10 protein-coding genes, 3 tRNA genes and 1 riboswitch are annotated in these 12,628 nt (G+C 59.4%); of the genes, 3 read left to right on the top strand and 10 right to left on the bottom strand.

The annotated features are described in order from the left end of the window. Positions 1-82: 82 nt before the first annotated feature. The 7 genes from OF385_RS11395 to OF385_RS11425 all read right to left on the bottom strand — a co-directional run bounded on the left by OF385_RS11395 (position 83) and on the right by OF385_RS11425 (position 6,469). Positions 83-358, bottom strand: a complete 276-nt coding sequence (locus tag OF385_RS11395) for a hypothetical protein (protein ID WP_264275467.1) — start codon at positions 356-358, stop codon at positions 83-85. 90 nt (positions 359-448) lie between these two features. Further along, positions 449-1,390, bottom strand: a complete 942-nt coding sequence (locus tag OF385_RS11400; RefSeq protein ID WP_264275468.1) for a DUF2797 domain-containing protein — start codon at positions 1,388-1,390, stop codon at positions 449-451. Between the two features lie 52 nt (positions 1,391-1,442). Further along, a complete protein-coding gene (locus OF385_RS11405; RefSeq protein WP_264275469.1) occupies positions 1,443-2,255 on the bottom strand; it encodes an ABC transporter ATP-binding protein in 813 nt (270 codons plus the stop codon). Next, positions 2,255-3,355 (bottom strand): FecCD family ABC transporter permease, encoded by a 1,101-nt coding sequence (locus tag OF385_RS11410; protein WP_264275470.1) that lies wholly within the window; start codon positions 3,353-3,355, stop codon positions 2,255-2,257. The genes OF385_RS11405 and OF385_RS11410 overlap by 1 nt, the downstream gene beginning before the upstream one ends. Next, entirely contained in the window at positions 3,352-4,395 is a 1,044-nt protein-coding gene (locus OF385_RS11415) for a FecCD family ABC transporter permease (protein ID WP_264275471.1), read from the bottom strand. Before OF385_RS11415 ends, OF385_RS11410 begins: the two co-directional genes overlap by 4 nt. 57 nt (positions 4,396-4,452) lie before the next feature. Further along, positions 4,453-5,502 (bottom strand): iron-siderophore ABC transporter substrate-binding protein, encoded by a 1,050-nt coding sequence (locus OF385_RS11420; protein ID WP_264275472.1) that lies wholly within the window; start codon positions 5,500-5,502, stop codon positions 4,453-4,455. 193 nt (positions 5,503-5,695) lie between these two features. Continuing rightward, positions 5,696-6,469 carry a helix-turn-helix domain-containing protein gene (locus OF385_RS11425; protein WP_264275473.1) on the bottom strand — a complete coding sequence of 258 codons (774 nt, stop codon included), beginning with the start codon at positions 6,467-6,469 and terminating at the stop codon, positions 5,696-5,698. 230 nt (positions 6,470-6,699) lie between these two features. On the opposite strand from OF385_RS11425, the gene OF385_RS11430 reads away from it, so the two are divergent. Beyond that, positions 6,700-7,422: a GTP pyrophosphokinase family protein gene (locus OF385_RS11430; protein ID WP_264275474.1), complete on the top strand. Its 723-nt coding sequence runs from the start codon at positions 6,700-6,702 to the stop codon at positions 7,420-7,422. 123 nt (positions 7,423-7,545) lie between these two features. On the opposite strand, the gene OF385_RS11435 is transcribed toward OF385_RS11430, so the two are convergent. Beyond that, positions 7,546-7,619: transfer RNA gene (locus OF385_RS11435), tRNA-Met, on the bottom strand. 47 nt (positions 7,620-7,666) lie between these two features. Further along, positions 7,667-7,738 (bottom strand) — tRNA-Thr (locus OF385_RS11440). A 519-nt stretch (positions 7,739-8,257) separates the two neighbouring features. Between OF385_RS11440 and OF385_RS11445 the strand changes: the two genes are divergently transcribed. Both OF385_RS11445 and thiC read left to right on the top strand, forming a co-directional pair. Beyond that, positions 8,258-8,329, top strand: a tRNA-Thr gene (locus OF385_RS11445). Positions 8,330-8,505: 176 nt separating this feature from the next. Beyond that, positions 8,506-8,615: riboswitch (TPP riboswitch) on the top strand. Then, entirely contained in the window at positions 8,611-10,353 is a 1,743-nt protein-coding gene (thiC, locus tag OF385_RS11450; RefSeq protein ID WP_319019093.1) for a phosphomethylpyrimidine synthase ThiC, read from the top strand. Its footprint overlaps the riboswitch before it by 5 nt. 113 nt (positions 10,354-10,466) lie before the next feature. Here the strand turns inward: thiC and OF385_RS11455 are convergent, their stop codons facing one another. After that, entirely contained in the window at positions 10,467-12,368 is a 1,902-nt protein-coding gene (locus OF385_RS11455; RefSeq protein ID WP_264275476.1) for a DEAD/DEAH box helicase, read from the bottom strand. Positions 12,369-12,628 lie beyond the last annotated feature (260 nt).

A 12,628-nucleotide genomic window follows, 5' to 3' on the forward strand; every position in this document is an offset into this window, starting at 1 on the left:
CGTTGTTATATCTGAAGATGACGTGCTGCAGCGGGGGTTCTTTGCCGTGGCCCGCCATTTGCCGTGTGGCCTTGGCTGAAACCTATTGTGCGTCGTCGGCCGAGCGCTTGGGGGCGCGTGGAGCGGCCAGTCCGTTCTCGATGCGCCATTGGCGGGCATCCTTGGCGCGGACAACCATGCCGGCGATATGGCAGAGCATGCCCACGAGCATGATGCCGATCGCGGTGTATACCGTAGGCAAGGATGGAATGTTAGCTCCGATGATCGCCAGGATGATGCCGATTCCCATAATGGCCATAGCCGTGAAGACGAGCTTCTTATAGCGCGGTGAGGCCGCTTCCCAAGGAGTGTTGGTCATGGATTCAAGTCTAGTTCAGCCCGCGCTTCAGCACTCAATGGCAATGCTGCATTTCCCCGTGACTCCACCAACAGGACATCTTTGGGGTTCTCAGAAAAGGGCCGACTGTTCTTCCTGGAATTCCCCGCGCTCCTCTGCGAGGTCCACCTGCCGGGTTTTGAGCTCGGCGGCATCAAGCAGGCGCAAGGTCGTGCCTTCTCCGCTGTCGGCCATGATGCTTTGGCCCAGCACCCCGCGGATACGCAGCTTGTGCCGGGATCCCGCCACAGGCGCGGTCCAGGCATGCAGTGTTCGGTCGTTCCAGGCATCAATCACGGGGCGGGCGAAGCCGGGCTGCTCCCACGGCTCGTCCCGCAGCTGGACCCCATAGGTGTCCATACCGCGTTGGGCAGCCAGGAAGTCACGTGCCTGGTTCGCTGCCTGCTGGTTGATGGCGTCAAGCTGCTGGTAGTCCAGATCCCAGCCGACTAGTCCCTTGATCTTGGATTTTTGCCGCACCTGCTGGCTCAAGCCAACATGTTCCGTCACGAGGTCTTCCAGGACTCGGATGGCGGTGCCGTCGTTGGCACGCGCGATATAGCGGGCAATCACCGCACCCTGCTGCGCCAAGCGGGTCCATTGGCTTTGGGTCGAGGTGGTTCCGACTTTGGTGGCGCCGTGGGCGAAGCTGGCAATATACAGGAAATGCGGTTGTTCCAGGTATTTTCGCATACCTTCGGGGGCTTCACCGGTCTTGTGGAAGTGGTGCATGAATTTGGAGTGGTCCAACCGACGACAGCTCTCGCACTGGGTGCCGGTACGCAGGGCCTTGGTTTTGGGGCAGGGAAGGACATTGCGAGAACCATCGCCATTCATGGTGATGTAGCCGAGGCAGAATTTCATCTCCCCGACTTCCACGCTCAGCGAGCGGTTCTGTTCAAGGTACTCGGTCCTCCAGTTCTCCGCGGTACGCAGCCGAAGCATCGGAGCAGGTTCATGTTGCGAAAAGCTGATGCCGTGGCAGAGCTGCCGGGAAACGCTAGCGAGTTCCATCAATACCTTCCTGAAGTTACCCCTCCAACCTTAGGGCACGCCGCAGTGTCGGCTACAGCCCGGCTTGCTCCAGCATGTGGTGGCGTCCTGCTGGCAGGATCAGCGGTTTGAGCGTGCTCGGGTCGGCAATTACCTGGCAATGCAGCCCGAACACTTCATGGACTACCTGGGCCGTGAGGATTTCTTCAGGCTTGCCCTGGGCGCGGATCGATCCGTCACGCAAGGCGATGAGGTGATCCGAGTAGCGGGCCGCCAGGTTCAAGTCGTGCAGCACCATCACCACGGTCGTCCCGCGTTGCCGGTTCAAGTCGGTGAGCAGATCCAGCACATCCAGCTGGTGGCTGACATCCAGGAAGGTGGTGGGCTCATCAAGCAGGAGGGTCTCGGTGCCCTGGGCCAAGGCCATGGCGATCCAGACCCGCTGGCGCTGGCCCCCGGAGAGCTCGTCCACCGGGCGGTCGGCTAATTCCACGGTGCTGGTGACTTCGAGGGCTTCGGCCACCGCGGCGTCGTCGTCCTTGCTCCAACGGGCGAAAATCCCCTGATGAGGTTGGCGGCCACGGCCCACGAGGTCCGCCACGGTGATGCCTTCCGGTGCGATGGGGTTTTGCGGCAGCAGGCCGAGCATCTTGGCCAGGGCCTTGGGCTGCATCCGGTGGATGTCTTTGCCGTCTAGAAGCACCTGCCCGGCTTTGGGGCGCAACAGCCTGGACATGGAGCGCAAGAGGGTGGATTTGCCGCAGGCGTTGGGCCCGACAATGCAGCTGATCTCGCCGGACGGGATAGCCAGTTCCAGGCCGTCGATGATGGTGCGTTCGCCGTATCCGACCTGCAGGTCTTGGACAGCCAGTTCACGAGGTGGCATTAGAGGGAGCCTCCAGCACGATTGGTTCGGGTGATGAGGTAGACCAGATACGGGGCACCGAGCACGCCGGTGATCACGCCCACCGGGAATCTGGTTCCCAAGAGGTATTGGCCGGCAAAATCCGCCACCAGCACGAGCAGCGCACCGATCAGAGCCGCCGGTATAAGCCTTGATCCGCGGGCCCCGACCAGCCGGTTGGCGATGGGGCCGGAGAGGAATGCCACGAACGCGATGGGGCCGGTGGCTGCGGTGGCGAAAGAGATCAGTCCGACGGCCGCCATGATCACCATGATCCGGGTGCGCTCTACCCTCGTGCCCAGGGCCGCCGCGGTGTCGTCGCCCATCTGAAGACTGTCCAGGTATCTTGTCTGGCTCAACAGCAACGGTCCGAGGATGCCCAGGGCGATCAGCGCGGGCAGGGTGTCAGCCCAGGTGCTGCCGTTCAGGCTCCCGGTAAGCCAGCGAGTGGCTTCTTGCAGGTCCCATTGCCCAGCCTGGGTCAGCACCCAGCTAATCAGCGATTCCAGCATCGCAGCTACGCCGATGCCAACCAGGATCAACCGCGTACCGGCGGCCCCGCCCTTGTAGGAGAGCAGGTAGATCAGCGTTGCAATGACCAGCCCTGCCACGATGGCGAAAACGGAGACCACTGTGCCCGAGAGCGACAGGATGACAATCGCGAAGGCCGCCGCGGCGGAGGCGCCGGTACTGATGCCGATGACGTCGGGGCTGGCCAATGGATTGCGCAGCAAGGTCTGGAAGCTCACCCCGGCCAAGCCGAAGCTCAAGCCGGCCACCAGGGCCATGGCGGTACGCGGCAGCCGCAGGGTGCCGACGGTGAAACTCGCACCCGGGACCTTGTGGCCAAGGATCACTTGCCATACCTGGGCTGGTGAATAATTGGTCTGCCCCAGGCACAGGCTGGCTATGACCATGGCCAGCACCATCAAGCCGAGAATGGCAATGATAATCCTCCGTTCCCTGGTGCGTTGTCCGCGGGCATTGCGCAACTGGTTGATCAGGGTTGCGCGTTCGCCAGTGCTCGTGGTCAGCGCATGGGCCGTGGTCTGTGTTCCGGCTTGTGTGATAGATGTGTTCACAGTTCTCGTACCTTTGAACGGCGCACCATGAGAATGAAGACTGGCGCGCCAATCAGGGCGGTCAGGATGCCAACGTCGAGTTCTCCGGGCCGGGCGACGATGCGTCCGAGGATATCGGAGAACACCAGCAAGCCAGCTCCTGCCAGCGCGGAGAAGGGCAGGAGCCACCGCTGGTCAACGCCCAACAGCAGGCGGCACATATGCGGGACCACCAGTCCGACAAAACCGATCGGGCCCGCCATGGCAGTAGCGGCACCGCAGAGAATGACCGCCGACAGTGCCGAGACGGCGCGGACCAGCATGACTTTTTCCCCGAGCCCGGCCGCGAGTTCATCGCCCAGGGCCAGGGAGTTCAGCGAATTGGCGCTGCCCATCGCAATGAGAAGTCCCACGGCCAAGAAGGGCAGCATGGGGGCTACGTTGGCGAAGGTCGCCCCGCCAACCCCGCCAATTTGCCACGAGCGGATGATGTCGGCCAGATCCGCTCGGGGCAGCGAGATCGCGGTGACAAATGATGTCAGCGCCGCCGAAGTAGCCGCGCCAGCCAACGCCAGTTTCAAAGGGGTCGCTCCCCCGCGTCCCATGGAGCCGACCACGTAGACGAAAACTGCGGCAACGGCCCCGCCGAGGATCGCGGCCCAGATGTAGCCATGGGCGGTGGTGATGCCGAACCAGGTGATGCCCATGACCACGGCGAGGGATGCACCCATGTTGACGCCGAGGATGCTGGGGTCCGCTAGCGGGTTCCTGGTCACCGCTTGCATGATCGCCCCGGAGAGCCCCAGGGCCGCGCCGATGACCAGCGCGAGGACAGTGCGGGGCACGCGTTTGACAACTGCCGCTTGGGATACGTTGTCGCTGTGGCCTTGCAGCCCTTCCCATATGTCTGCCGGCGAGACGTTTCTGGCTCCGATGGCCACGGATCCGAGGGCCAGCGCAAGCAGGATGAGAATCGCCATGACCAGCCAGAACAGACGCCTTTGGCGAGGCTGACGAATTAGTTCGCCGGCCTCGCCGCGACGGGTCGCTACTTCATTCATAGTGAGGGGTTTCCCCGACCTTCAGCTTTCGGTGTGCAGACAGCGGTGATCAGGCTGTTATTTGCCGGCCTTTGCTGCCGCTTCATCAAGCAGGTCCAGGTAGTCATCGAGCACCCAGGAAATCGCCAATGGAGTGGGATTGGCTGCGGTTCCCAGTGGTCCGCTGCCGTCCAGGGCGACGATTGCATCGTTTTTGACTGCCGGCATCTGGGAGAGCAGAGGATCTGCTTCGAGCGTGTCGATGAGGGAGTCATCACCGTAGGTGACAATGACGTCGACGTCCGAAAGCTCATCAACATTCTCTGCGGAAATTTCTCCGGAGAATTTAACTTCACCGCTGGATGCTTGGGCGACAGCCTTCGGTGTGGTCATGCCAAGATCATCGAAGAACGCGGTACGGGTGTCGTGGGTGGTGTAGAAGTTGACCGTGGACAGATCCGATGGGTCAACGTGAGTCACGAACATCACCGATTTTCCGGCGATGTTCGGGTGCTCATCGAGGCCTTCAGCAATCTCCTTTTCGATGCTTTCGATCATTTCCTTGCCTTCGGCTTCTTGGCCCATGGCTCGGGAACTGAGTTCGATGTTCTCGCGCCAGCTGGTGGACCAGGCGGCTTCGGGATAGGCCACGACTGGAGCGATTTGGCTCAGAATCTCGTAGTCTTCCGCGGTAAGACCCGAGTACCCGGCCAGGATCAGGTCAGGATTCGAGTCAGCGACAGCTTCGAAGTCCACGCCGTCGGTTTCGTCAAAGAGCACGGGAGCCTCTCCGCCGAGTTCAGTGAGTTTCTCTTCGACCCAAGGCAGGATGCCGTCGCCATCGTCGTCGCCGAAGTTTGCGGCGGCCATGCCTACCGGGACGACGCCGAGGGCCAGCGGAACTTCCTGGTTGGACCAGTTCACGGTGGCAATCCGCTCAGGTTTTTTCTCGATTTCCGCGGTACCCAGCGCATGTTTGATGCTCTGGGGGAAGCTCTGTTGATCTTCAGACGCGGCAGCTGTCTGTTCTTCGGAGCCGGTCGCGGCTGATGAGCAACCGGTCAATGCCAGTGCTGCGGCTGAGATGAGAGCAAGAGGTTTCCAGAAGGTGCGGCGTAATGCGGGCATGGGTGATTCTCCACGAGGTGTCAGCGAGTGTGCCCAACTTTCAGGTGCTGATGACAACAAGGACAACGTCAAGTAATACGAATGAGTCCCGTTTAGCAATCCACTTAGGTGAGCCTTTCCTCCCTATCATATGGATCGCGTCAAAAGTTCGCAATCACGCGAAATTGACAATATTCGCGCGAAACTGACACGCCTACTTGGTGTCGCGGAAAGATGAAAGCGTGAACCCGGTGTTCCGGCGAAACGCCGCTCCCAACGAACTCTGCGAGCTGAACCCCAAAAGTTGGGCGATATCTTGAAGATCTTCCCCGCCTGCCACCATCTCCATGGCTTGCTGGGCATGCAATGAACCCGCCCATCTCGAGTATCCGATACCGGTTTCCGCCTGGAACGCCCGGGAGATGGTTCGTCCACTCACCCCCAACCGGTCGGCCCATTGCTGAAGACTGGGCGCAGGCTTCGGCTGGCCGATCATCTCTGCGACTATCGGCTGCAGTAATTCGGACTGCGGCACGTGAATAGCCAGGCACCCCGGCGCGGGTTGAAGGTTATCCATCGCCGCGGCTTCCGTGATGGCACGCGACTTTGGCGTCAGCCCAGGATCCGCCAGGCGTTCCAAGAGCAGACGCAATAGCGGGGCAATGACTACGGGAACAGGCTCTTCGGCAATCGAATCAACGCTGGTGATTCCGAAATGGCTCATATTGCACACGCTGTCCGCTCGGGCAGCCCCCTCGTGCAAAACACCTGCAGGCATCCAGACTCCTAGCACCGGGGTGATGGTCCACGTCTTCGGGCCAACGCTGACCGACGAGACTCCCTGCTGGTTCCAGAGCAGCTCATGCGTCGGATGGGAATGTGATGGCCAGCAGGTGTCCACCTGAACGCGCTCCTGAAAAAATCCGATGACAAATGGAACGTCAATCGCGCCGGCTGCATAGGTCGGCAGCATCCGCTCTTCAATCATGTCCCGCACTCCTTTTCGCAAATCACCACGTCCACCCGATAGATTCACGACTTCTTCTAGCTTAATTCTTAGACGGATGACCTACGCTAAAACTATAGAGCGTTCATGTCTGTTGACTTCGCCCCAACCTGTAGAGGTGATTTAGGATTTCCACTCCATATCCAGAGGAAAATAGCGGCGTCATCCCGCTGCCTTCTACGGCAAATCTAAGCTCTGGCGAACTACAAGAAATGTCTCAAGCATTCCGGCTTCAGTTCCAGCGTTTCATGATGGAATACCAATTTGCCGTCGACGAGGTACTCACCAAGGTTTCCATTCTTCGTGAAGAGTTCCTCTACCTGCACAAGTACAACCCCATTGAGCACATCACCTCCAGGGTGAAAACGCCTGAGAGCATCATGCGCAAAGTGAGCCAGAGGAATATCCATCCCTCGCTCACGGCAATCCGCGAAAACATCAGCGACATTGCCGGCGTCCGCATCACTTGCAGCTTCGTGAAAGACATCTACAAGGTACTCAATACCTTGACGGCGCAAAATGACATCCGCGTCATCCAGATCAAGGACTATATAAAGAACCCCAAGCCCAGCGGATACAAGAGCGTGCACGCCATCGTTGAAATCCCCGTCTTCCTCTCCGACGGGCCGATCGATGTCGTCGTCGAGCTGCAGATCAGAACGATCGCCCAGGATTTCTGGGCCAGCCTGGAGCACAAGATTTTCTACAAATACGATGGTGAAGTACCAGCGCATTTGGCTACAGAACTCGCCGACGCCGCGGCCGTGGCCACGAAGCTTGATATGCAGATGCAGCGGCTGCACACAGAAGTTCATGGCCATGATGCCAACAGCGAGAAACCCGAGGGCCAAGAAGTGGATTCTGACGTAATCCAAGGTCTGTTGATGCTCGCCAAGGAAGCCTCGACAAGCAAGGAACAGGGCGAGAAAGAGTAGCTGCACCCTGAACGATGAAATGCCTCCGGCTGCAAATTTGATGCGCTCGGAGGCATTTCAATTTTCAGAAGTTCCGGGGACGAGAAAGCCCCGGAATCCAACAGGATTCCGGGGCTAAATCTGTAGCGGCGCCGGGACTCGATCCCGGGACCTCACGATTATGAGTCGTGCGCTCTAACCAGCTGAGCTACGCCGCCACAAGTGAGAAGCAATCCAGTAGAAGCCAAGAAGGCTTCTCACTCAGAGCCCCCTGCCGGAATCGATCCGGCGACCTCGTTCTTACCAAGAACGCGCTCTACCACTGAGCTAAGGGGGCAACGAGTAAATACTCTACACGGATTCTCGTGCAAACAAAAATCGAGATCTTGCTGTCCAACGACGGCTTGAATCGCGAATAATTACTAGTCAGAACGAGCTTTACCAAACCCTCTGGTTCAGGCGGGACGATCCTTGGCACAAAAGTGCTTGGGTGACGATGCTCACTGAGCGGAATTTGGTGGCCAATCCCAGATAACAGCCAGCCGGATACGCCGTTCATTCCTCCAGCGAATCCATACCTGAAACCTCGCGTTCCCAAGCCAGGTAGTGTCGACCAATGGAGCCGCGCGATAAATCCAATGCGCCTGGCCAATAAATCTCTTGTCGCCGTATTCCATCGTTGGCTGATCGGAAATCGAGAGCCTTTCGTCGCGATTATTCCGACCATCATGAACATCCGGATGGCGCTTGGCATATAGCCTTCATTCATGACTTGAGTAGGACTCTTGTGACCTCAACTACAAATGCGTTCAGGATTTTGCAAACACCAAAAACCTGTGTAGAGTATTTACTCGTTGCCCCCTTAGCTCAGTGGTAGAGCGCGTTCTTGGTAAGAACGAGGTCGCCGGATCGATTCCGGCAGGGGGCTCGAAATAAGAGAGACAATCTGGATCCAGATTGTCTCTCTTTTCGTTCTCCGCGAACTTTATTTCTGGCTCGAAACGGGCCAATTTTTCTTCGTTCTTTTACCGGTTCCCTTCATCGCGTTGCAGTCACGATGTGGACTCTGGTTGCCTCCACCAGAAATTTTCGTGCTAGTGTCATCTGCGACCACACGGGAGCCCCATGGCAGGGGCTGAGATCGGACTGCAGCTGTCCGCGACCGTTGAACCTGTCCGGGTAATGCCGGCGAAGGAAGTGAGTTTCTCAATGGAACAATTTGAACAGCATTCCGCCCACTCTCTCGCGTTTCGCGAAGCCGATGGGATTTCAGTTCCGGTTACGCAGATCAAGCTTGCGGACTCCCCCAATGGCCAGCCCAACGAGCCAGTGGTTGTGTATCGCACCAGCGGGCCGGGAAGCGAACCAACGCAAGGACTGACACCGTTTCGGGAATCCTGGATTCTTGAGCGTGGAGACGTGCAGAGATATGCGGGGCGCGCACGGAACCTGCATGACGATGGCCGTTCAGCGGTCCGACGGGGCACCGCAAGCGAAGAGTGGGCAGGACGCTCCGCTCCCCCGCTCAAGGCCGCTGACGGGGCAACGGTGACGCAAATGCACTACGCTCGCGCCGGGATCATCACCCCGGAAATGCGTTACGTTGCCCTGCGCGAGGACTGCGATATCGAACTGGTGCGCAGCGAACTTGCCGCCGGACGAGCGATCATCCCCTCGAATATCAACCATCCTGAATCCGAACCGATGATCATCGGCAAAGCATTCTTGGTGAAGATCAACGCGAATATCGGCAATTCCGCCGTGACCAGCTCCATTGCAGAAGAAGTCTCCAAATTGCAGTGGGCCACCAAATGGGGCGCAGACACTGTGATGGACCTATCGACCGGCGATGACATCCACACCACCCGTGAATGGATCATTCGAAATTCGCCGGTCCCCATCGGCACCGTGCCGATCTACCAGGCACTGGAAAAGGTCAATGGGGAAGCGAACGCCCTGACCTGGGAGATATTCCGCGACACCGTTATTGAGCAATGCGAGCAGGGCGTGGACTATATGACCATCCATGCCGGCGTGCTCTTGCGCTATGTCCCGCTGTCGGCGAACCGCGTCACCGGGATCGTTTCGCGCGGCGGGTCCATCATGGCAGGGTGGTGCCTGGCCCATCATGAAGAGAACTTCCTCTACACCCACTTTGACGAGCTCTGCGAGATCTTCGCCCAGTATGATGTCGCCTTCTCCTTGGGTGACGGGCTGCGTCCGGGCTCCATCGCCGATGCAAATGACGCCGCCCAGTTCGCTGAACTGGATACGCTGGCCGAATTGACCCAGCGCGCGTGGGAGTACGACGTGCAGGTCATGGTGGAAGGGCCGGGACATATTCCATTCCATATGGTCCGCGAGAATGTGGAACGCCAACAGGAACTGTGCGACGGCGCGCCCTTCTATACGCTCGGTCCGCTGGTCACCGATGTCGCACCCGGCTACGATCACATCACCAGCGCTATCGGTGCCACCGAAATCGCCCGCTATGGCACCGCCATGCTCTGCTATGTCACCCCCAAGGAACATCTGGGACTGCCTAATCGCGATGACGTGAAAACCGGTGTGATCACGTATAAGATCGCCGCCCACGCCGCAGATCTGGCCAAGGGGCATCCCGGGGCCACCGCACGAGATGATGCATTGAGCAAGGCGCGCTTCGAGTTCCGCTGGAATGACCAGTTCGCGTTGAGCCTGGATCCGGTGACCGCGCAGGAATTCCATGATGAAACCCTGCCCGCGGAACCCGCCAAGACGGCCCACTTCTGCTCGATGTGCGGCCCGAAGTTCTGTTCCATGCGGATATCGCAGGACATCCGTGATGAGTTCGGCTCTGCTCAGGAACAGGCTGCCGTGGCGGGAATGGCTGCGAAGAGCAAGGAATTCATCGACAGCGGCGGAACGGTGTACCTCGGAGACCAGATCCCGGTAGGCAATACCACCTCGTAGGCCTGGTTCAGACGCGCTTTCCGCGGTTTAAACGGGCAACGCCCCTGGCCAAGCTCTCAAGCTTGATCCAGGGGCGTTTCGCTGTGCAGCTGGTGAGCTGCGGAAGCGCTGGCTTAGTAGTCGCGACGTCCGCCGCTGCGGCCCGAATCGCTGAAGCGATCCTTGCCGCCGCGACCACCGAAGCGCTTCTCGCCGCCACCACGACGGTCGTTGAAGCCACCGCCACGGCCACCGCGGAACCCACCACGGTCCCCGCCGCGTCCGCCACGGAAGCCGCCGCGGTCGCCTTCGTCGTCACGACGTGGCTTGCGGCCGGAGTCCAGCTCCATGCTGATCAGCTCGCCGCCAATGCGGGTCTTGGACAGTGCGCGCCACTGATCCTTGCTCAGCTCCGCTGGCAACTCAACCAAAGTGTGGTCCGAACGAATTTCAATGCCGCCGATTTCCGAGGAGTTGAAGCCGCCTTCGTTGGCCAAAGCACCGACGATCGAGCCTGGCTGCACACGGTTGCGTCGGCCGATGGCCAGACGGTACATGGCGTTGCCTTCGGCAGCGGTCTTGCGGGCACGTGGGCCGCGATCGCCACGGTCGCCGCGCTCTGGGCGATCGCGATCCATGCGGGCCTTCTTCGAAGGAGGAATCACTGGTTCGGTCATCAGCAATGGACGGCCACCCTGAGCCATCAGAGCCAACGCAGCCGCGATTTCGAGCTGATCCAGGTCTTCGTGATCAGCGGCGAACTTCTCGACGATTTCACGGAAGGTGGTCAGGTCCTGGCCGCTGATGGTCTGATCAATGCGATCAGTGAACTTCTGGATACGGCGGTTGTTCACCGAATCCAGCGAAGGCAGCTGCATCTGGGTCACCGGCTGGCGGGTAGCCTTCTCGATGGCACGCAGCAGGTACTTTTCGCGTGGGGTCATGAACAGGATCGCGTCGCCAGAGCGGCCTGCACGACCGGTACGGCCGATGCGGTGCACGTAGGACTCGGTGTCATGCGGGATGTCGAAGTTGATGACGTGGCTGATGCGTTCCACGTCCAGGCCACGAGCTGCCACGTCGGTGGCGACCAAGATGTCGATCTTGCCCGAACGCAGGTTCTCGACGGTGCGTTCACGCTGCTGCTGCGGGATGTCGCCATTGATGGCTGCGGCGGTGAAGCCACGGGCCTTCAGCTTGTCAGCCAAGTCTTCAGTAGCCATCTTGGTGCGTACGAAGGTGATGACACCGTCGAATTCCTCGGATTCGAGGATGCGGGTCATGGCGTCCAGCTTGTGGGCACCCATAACCTGCAGGTAGCGCTGGGTGATGTTGGTGCCGGTGGACTGCTTGGACTTGACAGCAACTTCCTGCGGGTCGCGCAGGTATTCCGAAGCGATGCGGCGGATGGTGCGTGGCATGGTGGCCGAGAACAGGGCAACCTGCTTCTCTTCCGGGGTGGCTTCCAAGATCTTGTCGACCTCTTCGGCGAAGCCCATGCGCAGCATTTCGTCGGCCTCGTCGAGAACCACGTACTGCAGGTTGGACAGGTCCAAAGAACCCTTGTTGATGTGGTCGATTACGCGACCTGGAGTACCAACAACAACCTGAGCACCGCGGCGCAGTCCGTTGAGCTGCGGGCCGTATGGGGAGCCGCCGTACACTGGCAAGACGGTGAAGTCAGGAAGGTACTTGGCGTAGGAAGTGAAAGCTTCAGCTACCTGGAGGGCCAGCTCGCGGGTTGGCGCCAGAACCAGGATCTGTGGGGTGCGGGCTGGACCATTGGTATCAGCCAGCTCTGCCATGCGGGACAGGGCAGGAAGCGCGAAGGCGGCGGTCTTACCGGTACCGGTCTGGGCCAGGCCGACAACGTCGCGGCCTTCGAGAAGCATTGGAATGGTGGCGGCCTGAATTGGCGATGGCTTTTCATAGCCCAGGTCAGCCAGTGCTGCAAGCACGCGGGCATCCAGACCAAGTTCGGAGAAAACAACCGTTGGCTCTTCTGGGGTCTGGTTGTCGTCGGTGTTTACGGGCATGTCAGAAGACACGAAGAATTACCTCATTCGTTGGGGATGGGCCTTGGCCGTCCCCAAAGAAACGACGTATAGGCTGCACAGTCAGATACAAGTCACGCTCACCAAGCGCTCCCCTATGACATAAAGACCCGCACACACTTTGCGGAAAATACAACACGAGAAGGCTCCGGCCTCAAAAATTGGGCTGGATGCGAAGGAAAAACCTGATGTTCGCGAACACTTAACACTAACGTGTAACCCCTCTGATTGTCAGTGCTCAA

The organism is Glutamicibacter sp. JL.03c, assembly GCF_025854375.1.
In the GTDB taxonomy this organism is placed as follows: domain Bacteria; phylum Actinomycetota; class Actinomycetes; order Actinomycetales; family Micrococcaceae; genus Glutamicibacter.